The following is an 18,829-nucleotide window of genomic DNA, read 5'->3' on the forward strand; positions in this document are numbered from 1 at the left end:
CGCGCGGAAATGATGCGCGAGCGACGCAAGACGCGAGTTGGATCAAGGACCATGGCGGCAAGGGATGTGCTGACGAAGAACCAGCTGTGCGTGCTTGAGAAGCTTGAGGCTGCCAGTGGCCCGCTCAGTGCCTACACCTTGCTCGACCAGTTGCGCGAGCGCGGTTTCCGCGCGCCGCTGCAGGTCTATCGGGCCCTCGACACACTGGTGAAGTCCGGTTTTGTGCATCGGCTCGAAAGCATCAACTCCTTCGTCGCTTGCGTCGAGCCGCATGATCACAGCCACTCGATGACCGCCTTCGCAATCTGCGACACATGCGGGCAAGTGACCGAAATGTCCGACCACGATGTCGGTCACCAACTGGACGAATGGGTGCGCTCCACCGGCTTCGCCGCCAAGAAGGCGGTGATCGAATTCCGCGGGACGTGTGCCAAGTGCCTGGCCGAAGCTGCTTGAAGGCTGGTCAGCCGTGAAGCATTTTCAAGAATCTAATGCGCCTCGTCCCAGTTGTTCGCCGCCCGCGCGTCGACATGCAGCGGCACCGACATCGACACCGCCGGCATCGCCGCATTCTCCATGACGTGACGGACAACCGGGATCGTTGCCTCGACTTCGGCTTCGACCGTCTCGAAGATCAGTTCGTCATGCACCTGCAACAGCATGCGAGCCGAAAGGCCTGCTTTTACCAGCGCCTCCTCCATGCGGATCATGGCACGGCGGATGATGTCGGCGGCGGTTCCTTGCAGGCGGGCGTTGATCGAGGCGCGCTCGTTGAAGGCGCGGAGGGAGGGATTGGACGATCTTATGTCCGGGTAATGGATGCGGCGCCCGAAGATCGTTTCGACAAAGCCGTGCTCGCGGGCATAGGCCTTGGTCTCTTCGATATAGTCGCGAATGCCCGGGAAGCGCTCAAAATATTTCTTGATGTAGTTGCCGGCTTCCTCGCGCGGGATCGACAGCTGGTTGGCGAGGCCGAAGGCCGAAATGCCGTAGATGATGCCGAAATTGATCGCCTTGGCGCGGCGGCGGACTTCCGAAGGCATGCCTTCGACCGGCACGTTGAACATTTCCGACGCGGTGATGGCGTGGATATCGGCGCCGTCGGCGAAGGCCTGCCGCAGTTGCGGTATTTCGGCGACATGGGCGAGGACCCGCAGCTCGATCTGGCTGTAGTCGGCCGAGACCAGCCGATGGCTCTTGTCGGTGATGAAGGCGGTCCTGATCTTTCGGCCTTCGGCTGTGCGCACCGGGATGTTCTGCAGGTTCGGATCGGAAGATGACAGGCGTCCCGTCGTCGTCGCGGCCAACGCGTAGGAGGTGTGGACGCGTTTGGTGTCGGGGTGGATGAAGCCTGGCAGCGCATCGGTATATGTCGATTTCAGCTTGATCAGCTGGCGCCAGTCGACGATCTTGCGTGGCAGTTCATGGCCTTCGGCAGCGAGGTCTTCGAGAAGCTGCGCCGAGGTCGACCACTGGCCGGTCTTGGTCTTGGAGCCGCCGGGCAGGCCCATGCGGCCGAACAGGATGTCGCCGAGCTGTTTTGGCGAACCGATGTTGATGCGCTCGCCGATGAGCTGGTAGATTTCCTCTTCGAGGCGAGCGGCGCCCTGCGCCAGTTCGCCCGACAGTCGCGACAGGATCTGACGGTCGACCGAGATGCCGCGCTGCTCCATGCGTGCCAGCACCGGCACCAGCGGCCGTTCCAGCCGCTCGTAGACCGATACAAGCCCCTTGGCGGCAAGCCGCGGCTTCAGCACCAGCCAGAGCCGCAGTGTCACATCGGCGTCTTCTGCGGCGTGAGCGGTCGCCTTGCCGATGTCGACCTGATCGAAACCGACGGAGCCCTTGCCCGAACCGGTCACGTCCTTGAGCTGGAGCGGAGTGTGACCGAGCCATTTCTCGGCAAGCGAGTCCATGCCGTGACCATGCGGGGTGCCGGCGTCGAGCACGTAGGAGATCAGCATGGTGTCGTCGAAAGGCGCGACATCGATGCCATAACGGCTCATGACGACGAGGTCGTATTTCAGGTTCTGCGCGATCTTGAGAACCGACTTGTCCTCGAGCAGCGGTTTCAGCACGGCCAGTGCCTCGCGTACGGAGATCTGGTTTTCGATCATCCCGCCGCCGAGCAGGTCACCGTTGCCGCTCTTGTGGGCAAAGGGAATGTATGCTGCGCGGCCGGGCGCCGTGGCGATGGACATGCCGATCAACTCGGCCTGCATCGGATCGGCCGACGTCGCCCTGACGTCGAAAGCGACACGGCCGGTCTCCATTGCCTCCGCGATCCAGGCTTTCAGGGCCGGGACATCGCGGATGCAGTGATACGTTGACGTATCGATCTTGCGGGTGGCCGCGCTCTCCAGCCGCAATGCGGCGAGCAGAGAAGGGGTGTCGCCTTGTTTTGACGTTTCTGTCGTTGCCGCTCCACTGGCCTGGCCAGGCTCGGCGCCGGACTCGGCTCGGGCAACAGCTGGCACTCCGGCCCCGACATCCGGGCCATGGGCATGATCGGCGCGCTCAACTGTCACCGCGACGGCCTGGACATCACCTGCCTCGGTGCCGGTCGCTTCCGCCACGCGGCGGGTGAGCGAGGTGAATTCCATAGTCTTGAGGAAGCCGATCAGTTTTGGGCCGTCCGGCGGGTGCAGCACGAATTCGTCCAGCCCCGCGGCCACCGGCACGTCGTTCATCAACGTCACCAACTGACGCGAAACACGTGCCTTGTCGGCGTTGGCGATGATCGATTCGCGCCTCTTGTCCTGCTTGATCTCGCCCGCGCGGGCAAGTAGCGTGTCGAGGTCGCCGAACTGCTCCAGCAGCTGTGCTGCCGTCTTCGGCCCGATCCCGGGTACACCAGGCACATTGTCGACCGAATCTCCGGTCAACGCCTGCAGGTCGACCATTTTCTCCGGCGGTACGCCCCATTTCTCGATGACCTCGGGAATGCCGATCTGGCGGTCCTTCATCGGGTCGTACATACCGACCGTGTCGCCGACCAGCTGCATCAGGTCTTTGTCGGAGGAGATGATGGTGGTGTCGCCGCCGGCCTCGCAGGCGAGCCTGGCATAGGTGGCGATCAGATCGTCGGCCTCATAGCCTTCGGTTTCTATGCAAGGCAGGTTGAACGCTCTGGTTGCCTGGCGGATCAGGCCGAATTGCGGGATCAGGTCTTCCGGTGGCGCCGAACGGTTGGCCTTATATTCGGGGTAGAGGTCATTGCGAAAGGTTTTCGACGAATAGTCAAAAATGACGGCGAAATGCGTCGGCACAATGCCTACATCGGTGTTACGGGCGTCGAGGACCAGCTTCCACAGCATGTTGCAGAAGCCGGAAACGGCGCCGACCGGCAGGCCGTCGGATTTGCGGGTCAGCGGCGGTAGCGCGTGATAGGCACGGAAGATGTAGCCGGAGCCGTCGACAAGGAAGAGATGATCGCCTTTTTTCATGTCGGCAGGGATAGCGCGGCGCGGCGGCTTGGTCCATGCCAAAGGCGGCTTCAGATACCGGTTCCGGCAACACCCTGACAGACCCGCTCCGGCCCAATCACGGCCATGTTACAAAACTGTAATCTTCGTGCCCTTGAATCGCCATGTTCAAAGACACAGATACAGAGCATCGGCAATTTTCGCCGAGTCCGGAGCAAGGCCCGTCCCCCGCCTATCCCGGACAACTGCGGCAGCCTATCCCCCCTCTCCGGGCTGCCGCAACGTTTCGAGTAGAAGGCCGCCGTGGCTCCCCCTCCACCACGGCGGTCTTTTTTACCTCGGACAGACATTTGCAGCCCGTGGTCCAATGATCGCGGGCTTTTCGTTTTCCTGTCCCGCCTTTACGGTTCCGGTTCTGAATCGAAAGGCTTCACACATGTCCGCAGTTTCCCCCGTTCTCGACCGTCTCGACAAGAATCTCGACCAGAGCCTCGAACGCCTGTTCGGCCTGCTCAGGATCAAGTCGATCTCCACCGATCCGGCCTATGCCGCCGACTGCCGCAAGGCGGCGGAATGGCTGGTGGCGGAGCTCAAGCTGATCGGCTTCGACGCCAGCGTGCGCGACACGCCCGGACACCCGATGGTGGTTGCGCACCACGACGGTCCGGCTGATACACCGCATGTGCTGTTCTATGGCCACTATGACGTGCAGCCGGTCGACCCGATCGAACTGTGGGAAAGCGATCCATTCGCGCCGGCGATCAAGGAGGTCGGACCGGATCACAAGGTGATCACCGGACGCGGCTCGGCCGATGACAAGGGCCAGCTGATGACCTTTGTCGAGGCTTGCCGCGCCTGGAAGCAGGTGCACGGCAATTTGCCTTGCCGCATCACCATCCTGTTCGAGGGCGAGGAGGAATCCGGCTCGCCGTCGCTGAAGCCGTTCCTCGAGGCCAATGCCGACGAGCTCAAGGCCGATTTCGCGCTGGTCTGCGATACCGGCATGTGGGACCGTGACACACCGTCGATCTGCGTCGGATTGCGCGGGCTGGTCGGCGAGGAGATCACGGTGAAGGCCGCCGACCGCGACCTGCATTCCGGCCTCTATGGCGGCGCTGCCGCCAATCCTATCCGCATCCTGGCCAGGTTACTGGCAGATATCCACGACAAGGACGGCCATATCACCATTCCCGGTTTCTATGACGGCGTCGAGGAAACGCCGTCGCAGATCCTGAAATCATGGGAGACGCTTGGCGAGACGGCCGAGACGTTCCTCGGGCCCGTCGGCCTGTCGATCCCGTCGGGCGAAAAGGGTCGCTCGGTGCTGGAATTGACCTGGGCGCGTCCGACGGCCGAGTTCAACGGCATTATCGGCGGCTACACTGGCAAGGGCTTTAAGACGGTGATCGCGGCGGAAGCCTCGGCGAAGGTATCGTTTCGCCTTGTCCATAAACAGGACCCGAAGAAAATCCGCGCCGCGTTCCAGAAGTTTGTCCAGGAGCGCATCCCGGCCGACTGTTCGGTCGAATTCCACCCGCATGGCGGCTCGCCGGCAATCCAGCTTTCCTATGACTCGCCATTCCTGGCCAAGGCCAAGAATGCGCTGTCCGACGAATGGCCGAAGCCGGCAGTGACGACGGGCAGCGGCGGCTCGATCCCGGTGGTCGGCGATTTTCAAACCTATCTCGGCATGGAATCGCTGCTGGTCGGGTTCGGCCTCGACGACGACCGCATTCATTCGCCCAACGAGAAATACGAGCTCAACTCCTTCCATAAGGGCCAGCGCTCCTGGGCGCGGATTCTCGATGCGCTGGCGCGCTGAGTGGCGAGAAAATCACGCTGAAGGGATGAAAATCAACTTTCTGTTGATTTTTCAGCGGATTGCGGCGAGGACGAGCCAACATCATAGCTCTCGGCGTCCTATGCCGTTAAAGGACGCCTGAGACTATAGGTTCGACCGGAGAAGACAATGGCCGACATCCGTTTCCACAAGAACGACCTGTCCGATCTTTCGCACTACAATGTCGGAGCGGTGGCTATCGATACCGAGACGCTCGGGCTCAACCCGCATCGCGATCGGTTGTGCGTGGTGCAAATTTCGCCCGGCGACGGCTCGGCCGACGTCATCCAGATCGCGCCCGGCCAGAAGAAGGCGCCGAACCTCGTCAGCCTGCTGAGGAGCCGCGGCATAACCAAGCTCTTCCACTACGGCCGTTTCGATATCGCGGTGCTCTACAACGCGTTCGGCGTGATGCCCGAGCCGGTTTTCTGCACCAAGATCGCCTCGCGGCTGACCCGCACCTACACCGACAGGCACGGGCTGAAGGATATCTGTTTCGAACTTCTCGGCGTCGGCCTGTCAAAGGCGCAGCAATCATCGGACTGGGCGGCCGAAACGCTTTCGCCCGAACAGCTCGAATATGCGGCATCCGATGTGCTCTATCTGCACCGCTTGCGCGATGTGCTGGCCGGGCGGCTGGCGCGAGATGGGCGGACAAAGGAGGCCGATGCCTGCTTTCGCTTCCTGCCGACGCGCGCCAAACTCGATCTGATGGGCTGGGACGAAGAGGATATCTTCGCCCATAGCTGACGGTAGTCGCGAACATCTGCCGATGGCCGGGTTTGGAACCGGAAGCAAGGCTGCCGCGTTTGTCGGCTCATCGTCGCCGGTTCAAAGGGGATGACATTGACGGACAGAAAGCCGATAGCGACCGCGCCGACCGACGGCTCCAAGATATCAATCACGTGGAAGGACAGCGACGGCGTCATCAACGAATCCATCGCTCAATACCGCGATGACGGCTGGTGGGTCTACACAGACAGTCATACGCAAAAGAAGGTTGAGCCGACCAGCTGGCGACCTGCCGCGAGCGAAGACGACGATTAGATCAGTTCACCGTTTCATGGAAACCGGCGAGTTGCTTGAACTCTTTGTTTGATGCAATCCCCTAGGGAAAGCGCCGCGCGCTTTCCCGGGAAAACCGCCTGGCGTCTTTTATCGTGAGCAGACCAACCGAAAGGGGTCGAGCTCAAGATCGACAACAAAGGTATTTCGATCCAGCAGAATTGACGGCATTGGGCCGGCGCCGACCTTCGCCTGCTGCCGCACGCAGCCGGCGCTGATGCGCGATTCAAGACGATCCGCGAGCAATTGAATCCATATTGCCTCGATTTTTCACGACTTAACCCGCCCTTAAATCGCCGCATCTACTCTTCAACCCGAATGCCATAGGCATCGGGGATATCAAGCACAGCTCATGGCGAACCGCAGAGACAGCCGCATCGAACCCAGTTTCGAGGGGCCGCCACAGGCGCGATCCTCGGCGGGTCTTTCGGTGAATGAGGAGGATCGCGTCGTGCCGAGCAATCGCAAAGCCTCCGCAAAGCGCAAGTCGGCCAAAGGAAAATCGTCGCGGGCCAAGCGCGGCGGAAGCCGGCGCGGCCTGTTCGGGGTGCTCGGCCGGCTGTTCTACTGGTGCTTCGTGCTTGCCATCTGGGGCGGCATCGCGGTGGCCGGCACCGTCGTCTACTACGGCGCCAAGATGCCGGCGGCGACGACATGGTCGATCCCCGACCGCGCGCCCAATATCAAGATCGTCTCGGCGGATGGCCAACTGCTCGCCAATCGCGGCATGAGCGGGGGCGAAGCCGTCGGCCTGCACGAAATGTCGCCCTATATCCCCGAGGCCGTCATCGCCATCGAGGACCGCCGCTTCTATTCGCATTTCGGCATCGACCCGATTGGCCTGACGCGTGCGATGGTGACCAACCTCATTGGCGGGCATTTCTCGCAGGGCGGCTCGACCCTGACCCAACAATTGGCGAAGAACCTGTTCCTGACTCCCGATCGCACGCTGGAACGCAAGGTGCAGGAGGTGCTGCTGGCGCTTTGGCTGGAGCACAAGCATACCAAGGACCAGATTCTCGAAATGTACCTGAACCGGGTTTATTTCGGTTCCGGCGCCTATGGCGTCGAAGCGGCCTCACGGCGTTATTTCGGCAAGAGCGCGCGAGATGTCACTTTGTCTGAAGCCGCATTGCTTGCCGGCCTGCTGAAGGCGCCTTCGCGGCTGTCGCCGGCACGCGATCCGAAGGCTGCCGAGGAGCGCTCGCAACTGGTGCTTGCCGCCATGCGCGACGAGGGCAAGATCAGCGCCAAGGAGCTGACCTCGGCGATGAGCGCGCCGGCAACGCGCGCGCCGTCCTACTGGACCGGGTCGGAGAACTACGTCGCCGACACCATCATGGAAGAACTTCCCGACCTGATCGGCGACGTGCGCGGCGATATCGTCATCGACAGCACCGTCGACCTGAACCTGCAGAAGCTCGCCGAACAATCTATCCGCAGGCTGATCGACGAAAGCGGCAAGAAGCTCAACGTCAGCCAGGGTGCGCTGGTGTCGATCGACGATTCCGGCGCGGTGCGCGCCATGGTCGGCGGCTACGACTATTCGACCAGCCAGTTCGATCGCGCATCCGAGGCGCGCCGCCAGCCGGGTTCGGCGTTCAAGCCGTTCGTCTATATGGCCGCCCTTGAAGCCGGCCGAACACCCGACAGCGTGCGCAACGACGCACCGATCAAGATCGGCAACTGGACGCCCGACAATTACCACGGCAAATATTTCGGCAAGGTGACGCTGGCAACCGCATTGGCTAAATCGCTGAATTCGGTCGCCGCCCAATTGACCATGGAGGTCGGGCCGGGCGCAGTTGTCGAGGCAGCGCACCGCATGGGCATCCAGTCCGACCTGCAGTCCAACACCTCGATCGCGCTGGGTACGTCGGAGGTGACCCCTCTGGAACTGACATCGGCCTATGTCCCCTTTGCCAATGGCGGCTACAAGCCTGACATCCATTTCATCCGCCGCGTAACGACCACCGAGGGCAAGGTGCTTTATGACAGCGGGGGCGACAGTGCGCCGCGTGTCGTCAAGCCAGAGATCGTCGGCATGATGAACTCGATGATGACGGGTACGGTCGAGATCGGTACCGCCCGGAAAGCGGCTTTCGCCTGGCCATCGGCCGGCAAGACCGGCACCAGCCAGAATTCGCGCGATGCCTGGTTCGTCGGCTACACTGCCAACCTCACCACCGGTGTGTGGTTCGGCAATGATGATGGCAGTCCGATGAAGAAAGTCACCGGCGGCGCGCTGCCGGCGCAGGCTTGGCACGAATTCATGGTCGCAGCCCACGAGGGCGTGCCGGTGCGGCCGCTGCCCGGCACCTGGACATCGACGCCGGCCGACACCATCGTGCCCGACGAGATACCCTCGGCAAACAACGCACCACCGGCGCCGGTTCCTTCCGCGTCGGTCGGCCAGCAGGCGCCGCAGGTGCGGCCAGCCGCGCCGGTCGCCCAGCAGCCAGCGCCGGTCCGCGCGGCGCGTCCCGCCCAGACCGTCGACGCCGATGGCTTGTCCATGCCGGAGGACGACGGCGCCACCGCATCGATCAAGCACCCGGTGCCACCAGGCGACGTTGGCGGTCCGCGCAAGAAGCGGCAGACCTCGATCCTCGATCTCCTTGGCGGCTGAGCGGCAACTCGCCGCTCGCCTCCGCGACGCGGTTCGGCTACACCTCCCAAAATGACTGAACTCGACTCCAGAAAGACTATCGTGCTGACCGGCGCCAGCCGCGGCATCGGCCACGCCACGGTCAAGCGTTTTTCGCGCGAAGGCTGGCGCGTCATCACCTGCTCGCGCCAGGCCTTCGCCGAGGACTGCCCGTGGCCGGCTGGGCCTGAGGACCACATCAAGGTCGACCTTGCCGATCAGGAGGATGTCGGCATCGCCGTCTCTGAAATCCGCCACCGGCTGGAAGCGCATGGCGGCCAGTTGCACGCGCTGGTCAACAATGCGGGCATCTCGCCGAAGCTCAAGGACGGCAACAGCCGGATGGACTCGATCGACACGCCGATGCATGTCTGGCGCGACGTGTTCCAGGTCAATTTCTTCGCGCCGATCATGCTGGCTCGCGGCCTGTTCAAGGAATTGGCGGCGGCCAAGGGCTCGATCGTCAATGTCACCTCGATCGCCGGAACCCGCGTGCATCCCTTCGCCGGCACCGCCTATGCGACATCGAAGGCAGCACTTGGCTCGCTAACGCGCGAGATGGCACATGATTTCGGCCCGCACGGCATCCGTGTGAACGCCATCGCGCCGGGCGAGATTGACACCGCGATCCTGTCGCCGGGCACGGACAGGATCGTCGAGACCATTCCGCTCAGACGTCTTGGCACCACTGCGGAAGTCGCCGACATCATCTTCTTCCTGTGCTCGCAGCAGGCGTCCTATGTGACGGGCTCGGAAATCCACATCAATGGCGGCCAGCACGTGTGACGAAACAGGGTGCTCATCCGGTTATGGTGAGAACTGCCTTGCCGCTGAAGCTGCGCTGTCGCAGTGCGTCCAGGGCGTGAGCAATGTCTGTCCACGGGATGGTAAGGGCCACCCGCGTTTCGAGCCGGCCAGCCACGACCAGAGCGAGCAGCGAGGCGATGTCCGCGCCAATGCCTGGACCTGACGTATAGTACGCAAAGGTTTGAAGCCTCGCGCCCTCATGATCCGGAACGAACTGGCGGAACCCGACCGGCGTGAGTTCGCCGCTGCTCGAACCGAACATGACGATGATCCCGCCAGGTGCGACGCGTTCGATGGCGTGTGCGAGGCTTTCGCCGCCCACCGACTCGGTGATCAGCGAAAACGGCCCCTCAGCCAACTCGATCGACTCGACGACGTGCGTAGCTCCCAAGCCGCGGAGATCGTCGCCGTGCCGGGCGGCGGCGATCGCAGTCACCGAGGCACCTTGCTCGCGGGCGATCTGGATCTGGAAACGGCCGACCGCACCGCTTGCACCGGTGACCAGGACCTGCTGGCCGGCCAGGTCGCCGCCATGGCGCAAAGTCCTCAGCGCCGTCGTGCCTGCGACCGGAAGCGTGGCTGCGGACACGAAGCTGACCTCATCCGGCAGGACCGCGAGGCGGTCGGTCGGGACGGCGACCCGTTCGGCCCATCCGGCCTGGTCGACCAGAGCCGCAACCCGGGCGCCCACGGCTGGCCCGGAGCCATCGGCTGCTGCCCGTTCGACAATCCCGACGATGTCCTGACCCGGGATCCAGCCGTTCGAACGGATGGCAAGCAGGCGCAGTTCGCCACGGTTCAACGAGGTCGCATGGACCGAGACAAGCGCCTCGTTCGGGGTCGGTTGAGGCTCGGCAAGCTCCGCGATCCTCAGTCCGGTCGCGCTGTCGGAAGAGATGACGAGGGCGAGCATGGTTCATACCTCATTGCTGCGTGGTGGACGCACCACTCATTCGCAAGTGGACCCTATCGATTTTTGCCTTTGAATAATTTAGATATGAAGGCAATTGATCGCTAAAAGCCGTCAACCATGAAGCAGCCTCTCAGCTACCCTTGGCTCGATTTCGATGTGGATGACCCTTCCGCGCCAGCGATTGCCGTGCGCGTCGACGTCCCCGGGACCAGAGCGGAAGTGCCCGCACATCGGCACCGCAAAGGCCAACTCGTCTTCGCGCTCGGAGGCGGTATCACATGCCACGTCCCAAGCGGCCTGTGGATGGTGCCACCTCATTGCGGGGTGTGGATTCCCGGCGACATGGAACACAGCAATGTCGCGACGGCCAACGCTCGGATCTTCTTCGTGTACATCGAGCCTGGAGCCGCCGATCTGCCGAACCGGTGCTGCACGTTCTCGATCTCGCCACTTTTGCGCGAACTGATCATCGAGCTGTCCGATGCTGTGCAGGACGATCGCGCGAGGGATGAGCTTTTGACCAAGACCCTGCTTACCGAATTGCCCCGCATGCCCGTCCAGCGGCTGCATCTGCCGATCTCATCCGAGCCGCGCTTGAAGCGGGTCGCCGAAGCGTTGGCGCAAGATCCTGCCGATCGCAGCACACTGGCAGAATGGGCCAATCGCGTTGCGCTCAGCGAGAGCAGTCTCGCCCGTCTCGTGGTGAAGGAGACGGGGCTGAGCTTCGGGCGCTGGCGCCAGCAACTGCACTTGATCGTCGCAATACGGGAACTGGCTTCGGGCGCCAGCGTGCAGCAGGTTTCGGGCGATCTCGGCTACGGGTCGGTCACGGCCTTCATCACCATGTTCAAGAAGGCGCTTGGGAAGCCGCCGGCAAAATATCTAAGCAGTGTCTTGCAGCATGGCGGCGCGGCTTAGGCAGTGGACGGTTCAGCCGCCTCCGGCTTGTGGCCAAGCACCTCTTCGACAATGCCCCGCGCGATCTCGCGCTCGCCCATGATCACCGTATCGGCGCCGAGCCCCTTGAGATGCTCGATCTCGGCGTCGGAATGGGCGCGGGCAATGACGTTGATGCCGGGATTGGCAGCGCGTGCCCTGAGCACGATCTGTCCGGCCTCGAAGGCATTGGGGATGGCTAGGATCAGCCGATTCGCCCCTTCGGGATTGGCGGCGGCGAACACTTCGACGTTGGCCGCATTGCCGGAGACGGTTTCTATGCCGTCGGCTTTCAGTCTGGCCAGTGTCTTGTCGGCATCCTCGACGACGAGGAAGGGCAGGGCGGCCTGTTTCAGCGCCGCACCGACGAGGCTGCCGACGCGGCCATAACCGATCAGGATGGCATGGTTGGTGAGACCTGTCCTGGCCGGCGGCCCGTTTCCTCCTTTCGTCGTGGCTGCAACCGAGGCCAATTGGCCCGGTTCCGTCGCCGGACCGACCGGCTTTGCCTCGGCCGGCGGTGCCGTCCTGGCGGCGCGCCGCCCCAGCCATGGCTTCATCCAGTCGATGGCCAGGAACATCAGCGGATTGAGGACGATCGACAGGATGGCGCCGGCGAGGATGAGGTCGCGGCCTTGTTCGGGCAATAATTTCAGCCCGACGCCGAGTTCTGCCAGGATGAAGGAGAATTCGCCGATCTGGGCAAGGCTTGCCGAGATCATCAGGGCGGTGGCCAAGGGATAGCCGAAGGCAACGACGATGATGAACGCCGCTAAAGATTTGCCGATGACGATGATGGCCAGCGTCGCCAGGATTGGCCAGCCATTGCTGGTCAGGCTGAACGGGTCGAACAGCATGCCAACCGAGACGAAGAACAGCACCGAAAAGGCATCGCGCAGCGGCAGCGATTCTTCCGCCGCGCGGTGGCTGAGCTCGGATTCGCTCATGATCATGCCGGCGAAGAAGGCTCCCAAAGCCAGCGAGACCCCGAACAGTTTTGCCGCGCCGAAGGCGACACCGAGCGCTATTGCGAGCACGGCCAGCCGGAACAATTCGCGCGATCCGGTGTGGGCGACGTAGTGCAGGATCCAGGGGATGACCCGACGGCCGACCACCAGCATGACGACGACGAAAGCAGCAACCTTGGCCAGCGTGATGCCGACGACGCCCCAGATGCCGTAGCTGTCCGGTAGCGAAAGCAAGCCGCTTGCATGGGCGTTCGCCTGCTCCTGGCCGCCGAGCACGCCGGCGAGCGCCGGCAGCAGCACCAGCGCCAGCACCATGGCCAAATCCTCGACGATCAGCCAGCCGACGGCGATGCGGCCGCGCTCCGTCTCGATCAGGCGGCGTTCCTGCAAGGCGCGCAGCAGCACCACGGTCGAGGCGACCGAGAGCGCCAGGCCGAAAACCAGCCCTGCGCCCATCGACCAGCCGAGCATCCAGGCAAGGCCGGCGCCGAGCGCTGTTGCAAAGCCGATCTGGACGATCGCACCGGGCACGGCGATGGCGCGCACCGACAACAGATCCTTCAGCGAGAAGTGCAGCCCGACGCCGAACATTAGCAAGATGACGCCGATTTCGGCCAGTTCGTTGGCAAGGCCGGCATCGGCGACGAAACCGGGCGTGTTCGGCCCGACCAGCACGCCGGCTACGAGATAACCGACCAGCGGCGGAATGCGGAAGCGGTTGGCGAGAGCGCCGAAGACGAAAGCCAGCCCCAGACCGGCGACGATTGTGGCGATAAGGGGCGTGTCATGCGGCATTGTCTATGGAGCGCCTTTCAAAAACCAGCGATATCGGATGGACACCGCCCGAAGCCGCCGCCTGTTTGCAATATGGCGGATCGGGTGTTGGCGAGGCAACCCGCAAATCCATGACATCGACGCTGCGGCCGCCAAGGCTTGACCGGCGGCTGAGGAAGCCGCCGGCCCCAATTTGAATTTCCTCGATGGTATTCCGCCTCGGTCCGGCGCAATTGCTCACAGCGATCAGGCTGCCTGCAGCAAGGCCTCGATTTCGAATAGGGCGTGGTTGGTCAGTGTCTTGGGAATTTCGGCGGTCACTTTGTCCGCGACTTCCTTGTGCAGCTTCTTGCGCATTGTCCCAAGCACCATCGGTGGTGCGACAAGCACGATCTCCTTGAACTGGCCGCTGTGCGCGAGCTTGTAGAGCCGGTCAGCAATGTCGTCGGCGAAACGCTCCTTGCCGATGCGGTGCCAGTCCGTTTCCTCGACCGCGCTGCGGTGTACGGAGGGACCATCATTGTATCGGCCCGGGCTATCACTGCCTTGCTCGCGGGTCGGCGGGTTGTTCTGTTCGATTTCCTGCACGACTTCGAGGTTCGGATATTTGCTGTCGCCGGCATTCCTCAGGAAAAGCGCTTTTTCGCCATCGGCCACCAAAACCCAGATGCCATGCTTCAGGTTGATCGTGCTCATGACAAGGCTCCTCTTTGGGTCGCCGCGGCATCTTGCGATGTGCCGCGGCCGGGTTTCGCGATCTGACGCGATGGGCCTTTGGGAACGCGTCTCTCAGGGGTAATGTTCCCGCCAGCATCCCTATAAACTTGGACATTCGGGCATCCAGTGCCGGCGGCTTTAATCTACTAAACTGGTAGAATTTAGAAAAACCTGATTTGCGGCATTGCTCGCCGGGTGCTAATACAGCTGGAAATCAAGGCCTGCGACAGGTGCTTGAATCCGCATCACCTGCCGATGAGGAATATTTTTCTCTTGGCCGAGATGCATTCAGAAAAGCGATTGCATCCCGACAGGCGATGCGCCAGTGCGTTCCTTCTGATTGATCGCGCTCGCGCGTAAAACTGCAAGCCTGTTCAGGATTCCGCTCGCGCCCATGCCGCACATTGCTCCCAAACTCAATGCCTTCCCGGTCTTCATGCGGGTCGAGGGCCAAGCCGTGGCCATCGTCGGCGGCGGCGAGGAGGCATTGGCCAAGGCACGGCTGATCGGACAGTCGAGTGCGGTCTTGCGCGTCATCGCGGAACATGCCGAGCCCGATCTCTTGACCTTCATCGCTCAGACCGGCACCCACCATTTTGCCGCCGCTTACGACGCGTCGCAGCTCGAAGGTGCGGTGATGGTGTTTGCCGCCAGCGGCAATGAGGAACTCGATCGCCGCGTGGCCTCGGATGCGCGCCGGCTGGGCATTCCGGTCAATGCCGTCGACCGGCCTGAGCTTTGCGATTTCTTCACCCCCGCGCTGGTCAACCGCGCGCCGGTCGCTATTGCCATCGGCACGGAAGGTGCAGGCCCGGTGCTTGCCCAAATGCTGCGTAGCCGCATCGACCGCATGCTGTCGCCGGCGCTCGGGCCGCTGGCAACGCTCGCGGCGTCGTTTCGCGGAGCTGCCGAAAAGCTGCTGCCGAGAGGCAACGCCCGCCGCCGCTTCTGGAATGATTTCTTTGCTGGTGCTCCTGCCCGTGCGGCTGAGGCGGGCGAGCTTTCGCAGGCGCGTGACGCTGCTGTCCATCTTCTGCTGTCGGATGCGCCGGCCTGCGGCCACATCGCCCTGGTCGGCGCCGGTCCGGGCGCCGAGGATCTTTTGACTTTGCGTGCCCATCGCCTGCTGATGGAGGCCGATGTCATCGTCCATGACGCGCTGGTGCCGGAGGATGTCGTTGCCATGGGCCGCCGCGATGCGGAGCGTCTGCCGGTCGGAAAACGCAAGGGCTGCCACACCAAGAGCCAGGCGCAGATCAATGCACTGCTGGTCGAGCTCGGCCGTGAAGGCAAGCGCGTCGTGCGGCTGAAGTCGGGCGATCCGCTGGTGTTCGGCCGGGCCGGCGAGGAGATGGCAGCGCTTCGCGATGCCGGCATCGCCTATGAGGTGGTTCCGGGCGTCACCGCGGCATTCGCCGCCGCAGCCGATTTCGAATTGCCGCTGACGTTGCGCGGAGTTTCCTCGTCAATGGTGTTCACCACCGGCCACGACCTCAAGGGCAATTCGCTACCCGACTGGGCCAAGCTCGCCATTTCGGGCGCCACCGTCGCCGTCTATATGGGCCGCTCGGTGGCGGCCGAAGTTGCCGGCCGGTTGATCGAGGCCGGTCTGTCGCCGGATACAGCAGTAGCCGTGGTCGAGAATGCAAGCCTTGCCAACCGACGCCGGTTCCACGGCACGCTTGCCGACCTGCCGTCGCTGGAAGCGCGCGCCGATCTTTCCGGCCCGGTCATGACCATCATCGGCGACGCGGTCGCCGGCGCCAACTTTGACCGGTCCGAGGCGCTCGCGGCACACAGACATGAAGGTGCGTCCAGTTCGGTCGCCCAAGGAGTTCAGTCATGAAGATTCTGACTGCCAACCGCCTGACCGACGGCATTGCCGTCTGGTACGCCGATGGCGGCTGGGCCGAGACGGTGGACCATGCCGACATCGCCCATGACAAGGCGGCCGAGGATCGCCTCGAGTTGATCGGCGCCAAGGCCTATGCCGCCAACGAAGTGGTCGATGTCAATTTGATCGATGCCGATGTCGTCAACGGCGTCGTCGCGCCGGTGCGGCTGCGCGAAAAGATTCGCGCCGCGGGCCCGACCATCCGCAACGATCTCGGCAAGCAGGCTGCCAAGCAGGCGACGTGGGCAGCTTAACAAGACACCAGGTATGGGCGGACGCGCCCTGAAAGACGAAGCATGTACCGTTACGATGAGTTCGACCACGATTTTGTGCAGGCCCGCGTCGCCGAGTTCAGCGACCAGGTCCAGCGCCGCCTAGCCGGCGAGATCACCGAGGACCAGTTCCGGCCGCTCAGGCTGATGAACGGCGTCTATCTTCAGCTGCACGCCTACATGCTGCGCATCGCGGTGCCCTATGGCACGCTGAACGGCAAGCAGTTGCGTATGCTCGGCCACATCGCTCGCAAATACGACAAGGGCTACGGCCATTTCACCACGCGCCAGAACATCCAGTTCAACTGGCCGGCGCTGTCGGACATCCCGGCCATCCTGGCCGATCTTGCAAGCGTCGAGATGCACGCCATCCAGACCAGCGGCAATTGCATCCGCAATGTCACCGCCGATCATTTCGCCGGCGCCGCCGCCGACGAGGTCGCCGATCCGCGCCCCTATGCGGAAATCCTGCGCCAGTGGTCGTCGGTGCATCCGGAATTCTCGTTCCTGCCGCGCAAATTCAAGATCGCGGTGACGGGGGCCGAGCGCGACCGCGCTGCCATCCAGACGCACGATATCGGCCTGCACCTGAAGAAGAACGCCGCCGGCGAACTCGGCTTCGCCGTCTATATCGGCGGCGGTCAGGGCCGCACGCCGATGGTCGCCCGCAAGATCCGCGACTTCCTGCCGGAAGCCGACCTTCTGTCCTACTGCACGGCGATCCTGCGCGTTTACAACCTCTATGGCCGCCGCGACAACAAGTACAAGGCGCGCATCAAGATCCTCGTCCACGAGACCGGCGTCGAGGAAATCACCCGCCAGGTCGAGGCCGAGTGGCGGGAGTTGAGGGATGCCGACCTGAAGCTGCCGGAAGCCGATATCCGCGCCATCCAAGCCTATTTCGCGCCGCCGGCGCTGACCGACCGGCCGGAAGGCGACCAGGCGGTCAAGCTGGCGCGACTGGATTCCAAGGGGTTCTCGGAGTGGCTCGACCAGAATGTCGTGACGCACCGCCATCCCGACTACGCCGCGGTGACGATCTCGCTCAAGGGAATCGGCGAGGTGCCCGGCGACGCTTCGGACAGCCAGATGGAAGCGGTCGCCGACATCGCCGAGACATACGCCTTCGACGAACTGCGTGTCAGCCATGAGCAAAACCTGATCCTGCCGCATGTGGCGCGCGCCGACCTCAAGGCGGTCTACGATGCGCTGGTCGGCATTGGCCTGGCGACGGCCAATTCCAACCTGATATCGGACATCATCGCTTGCCCTGGCCTCGACTATTGCGCGCTGGCCACGGCGCGCTCGATCCCGATCGCACAAGAAATCTCGCGCCGCTTCGCTTCGCTGGAGCGGCAGCGCGAGATCGGCGAACTGAAACTGAAGATATCCGGCTGCATCAATGCCTGCGGTCATCACCATGTCGGCCACATCGGCATCCTCGGCGTCGAGAAGAAGGGGTCCGAGCTCTACCAGGTTACGCTGGGCGGTTCGGCCGATGAGAACACCTCGGTCGGCGAGATCATCGGCCGCGGCTTCTCGTCGGAAGAAATCACCGACGCCATCGAGCAGATCGTCGAGACGTATCTCGGCCTGCGGCTCGACCCACAAGAGAAATTCATCGACGCCTACCGCCGTGTCGGTCCCGCGCCGTTCAAGGAGGCGCTTTATGCTGGCGAAGCCAAGGCCGCTTGACCGCATAGTCGCCGTCGACGATGGCGCCGCCGCCAAGGCGGCGGGACTCGATGCGCTTTACGGTCACCTTAACCCGCTCGAGATCATCGAACGCTCGGCCCGCGACCTGTTTCACGACGAGGTCGCTGCGGTGTCGTCGTTCGGCGCGGATTCGGCTGTGCTGCTGCACATGATCGCCAAGATCGATCGGGCGTTGCCTGTCATCTTCCTCGACACCGGCAAGCATTTCGAGGAAACGCTCGGCTATCGCGACGCGCTTGCCGCCGATTTCGGGCTGACCAATATAAGGGTGATCAAGCCCGAGGAAGCGGCGCTCGAACGGATCGATCCGACGGGCAATCTGCATCAGAGCAACACCGATGCCTGCTGCGACGTACGCAAGGTCGAGCCGCTGGCGCGTGGCGTTGCACCTTTCCGCGCCTGGTTCACCGGCCGCAAGCGCTTCCAGGCCGCGACACGGGCAGCGCTTCCGGTGTTCGAGGCCGTCGGTCCGCGCATCCGTATCAACCCGCTGGCGCACTGGACGACATCGGACCAGGCCGACTATATGCGCGCGCATGCGCTGCGCGAAAATCCGCTGGTTGCTTATGGCTATCTGTCGATCGGCTGCTTTCCATGCACGCAGCCGGTGCAGCCGGGCGAGGACGCGCGCAGCGGCCGCTGGGCTGGCCATGCCAAGACCGAGTGCGGCATTCACCTGTCGGGGCTGGAAGTGTCGCTGACCGACGCATCGCTTTAGGGTATGTTGATATTCAGGTAAGACCGGCCTGCAAAAGGCGGTTTCCTGCGCTTCCGGTGCTCACGTACTTCAAGTACGCTCCGCTCCGGTTCTCGGAAGCCGCCATTTCGGCATCGCCTGACCTGAACTCAACGCAC

The 18,829-nt window shown here is 63.1% G+C and carries 15 protein-coding genes; 11 read left to right on the forward strand and 4 right to left on the reverse strand.

The genetic code is table 11. From position 1 onward, the window contains the following. The first annotated feature begins 51 nt into the window (after positions 1-51). Complete coding sequence (locus NKJ89_RS01865) at positions 52-456, forward strand: Fur family transcriptional regulator (protein ID WP_023760778.1); 405 nt, start codon at positions 52-54, stop codon at positions 454-456. Between the two features lie 32 nt (positions 457-488). Here the strand turns inward: NKJ89_RS01865 and polA are convergent, their stop codons facing one another. Further along, a complete protein-coding gene (gene polA / locus NKJ89_RS01870) occupies positions 489-3,446 on the reverse strand; it encodes a DNA polymerase I (RefSeq protein WP_352599823.1) in 2,958 nt (985 codons plus the stop codon). A gap of 415 nt (positions 3,447-3,861) precedes the next feature. Here polA and NKJ89_RS01875 point away from each other — a divergent pair, with 415 nt between their 5' ends. The 5 genes from NKJ89_RS01875 to NKJ89_RS01895 all read left to right on the forward strand — a co-directional run bounded on the left by NKJ89_RS01875 (position 3,862) and on the right by NKJ89_RS01895 (position 9,763). Continuing rightward, positions 3,862-5,247 (forward strand): M20/M25/M40 family metallo-hydrolase, encoded by a 1,386-nt coding sequence (locus NKJ89_RS01875; RefSeq protein WP_352599396.1) that lies wholly within the window; start codon positions 3,862-3,864, stop codon positions 5,245-5,247. Between the two features lie 147 nt (positions 5,248-5,394). Beyond that, positions 5,395-6,015, forward strand: coding sequence for a ribonuclease D (locus NKJ89_RS01880; RefSeq protein ID WP_352599398.1), 621 nt, complete (start codon positions 5,395-5,397; stop codon positions 6,013-6,015). A gap of 96 nt (positions 6,016-6,111) precedes the next feature. Further along, a complete protein-coding gene (locus tag NKJ89_RS01885) occupies positions 6,112-6,312 on the forward strand; it encodes a hypothetical protein (RefSeq protein ID WP_023760775.1) in 201 nt (66 codons plus the stop codon). A 370-nt stretch (positions 6,313-6,682) separates the two neighbouring features. Then, the gene (locus NKJ89_RS01890; protein ID WP_352599400.1) at positions 6,683-8,959 is read left to right on the forward strand and encodes a transglycosylase domain-containing protein; all 2,277 of its coding nucleotides are present in this window, start codon (positions 6,683-6,685) and stop codon (positions 8,957-8,959) included. Positions 8,960-9,010: 51 nt separating this feature from the next. Further along, positions 9,011-9,763, forward strand: a complete 753-nt coding sequence (locus NKJ89_RS01895; RefSeq protein WP_352599402.1) for an SDR family NAD(P)-dependent oxidoreductase — start codon at positions 9,011-9,013, stop codon at positions 9,761-9,763. Between the two features lie 13 nt (positions 9,764-9,776). Here NKJ89_RS01895 and NKJ89_RS01900 read toward each other — a convergent pair whose 3' ends face one another. After that, on the reverse strand, positions 9,777-10,697 hold the full coding sequence (locus NKJ89_RS01900; protein WP_352599404.1) for a zinc-binding dehydrogenase: 921 nt from the start codon (positions 10,695-10,697) through the stop codon (positions 9,777-9,779). Positions 10,698-10,814: 117 nt separating this feature from the next. On the opposite strand from NKJ89_RS01900, the gene NKJ89_RS01905 reads away from it, so the two are divergent. After that, on the forward strand, positions 10,815-11,615 hold the full coding sequence (locus NKJ89_RS01905) for an AraC family transcriptional regulator (protein WP_023760771.1): 801 nt from the start codon (positions 10,815-10,817) through the stop codon (positions 11,613-11,615). On the opposite strand, the gene NKJ89_RS01910 is transcribed toward NKJ89_RS01905, so the two are convergent. Beyond that, complete coding sequence (locus NKJ89_RS01910; RefSeq protein ID WP_352599407.1) at positions 11,612-13,396, reverse strand: cation:proton antiporter domain-containing protein; 1,785 nt, start codon at positions 13,394-13,396, stop codon at positions 11,612-11,614. The two genes, NKJ89_RS01905 and NKJ89_RS01910, sit on opposite strands and share 4 nt — an antisense overlap. A 225-nt stretch (positions 13,397-13,621) precedes the next feature. Beyond that, on the reverse strand, positions 13,622-14,071 hold the full coding sequence (locus NKJ89_RS01915) for a baeRF12 domain-containing protein (RefSeq protein WP_023760768.1): 450 nt from the start codon (positions 14,069-14,071) through the stop codon (positions 13,622-13,624). 415 nt (positions 14,072-14,486) lie between these two features. On the opposite strand from NKJ89_RS01915, the gene cysG reads away from it, so the two are divergent. From cysG to NKJ89_RS01935, 4 genes are read left to right on the forward strand one after another with little or no spacing between them, the layout of a single operon-like run. After that, a complete protein-coding gene (gene cysG / locus NKJ89_RS01920; RefSeq protein WP_352599409.1) occupies positions 14,487-15,938 on the forward strand; it encodes a siroheme synthase CysG in 1,452 nt (483 codons plus the stop codon). Further along, complete coding sequence (locus NKJ89_RS01925; protein ID WP_352599411.1) at positions 15,935-16,240, forward strand: DUF2849 domain-containing protein; 306 nt, start codon at positions 15,935-15,937, stop codon at positions 16,238-16,240. Before cysG ends, NKJ89_RS01925 begins: the two co-directional genes overlap by 4 nt. A 42-nt stretch (positions 16,241-16,282) precedes the next feature. Beyond that, positions 16,283-17,953 carry a nitrite/sulfite reductase gene (locus NKJ89_RS01930; RefSeq protein WP_352599413.1) on the forward strand — a complete coding sequence of 557 codons (1,671 nt, stop codon included), beginning with the start codon at positions 16,283-16,285 and terminating at the stop codon, positions 17,951-17,953. After that, positions 17,928-18,692: a phosphoadenylyl-sulfate reductase gene (locus NKJ89_RS01935; protein ID WP_352599415.1), complete on the forward strand. Its 765-nt coding sequence runs from the start codon at positions 17,928-17,930 to the stop codon at positions 18,690-18,692. The genes NKJ89_RS01930 and NKJ89_RS01935 overlap by 26 nt, the downstream gene beginning before the upstream one ends. The last annotated feature ends 137 nt before the right edge of the window (positions 18,693-18,829 follow it).

This window comes from Mesorhizobium sp. M0047, assembly GCF_040323315.1.
Taxonomy (GTDB): Bacteria; Pseudomonadota; Alphaproteobacteria; order Rhizobiales; family Rhizobiaceae; genus Mesorhizobium.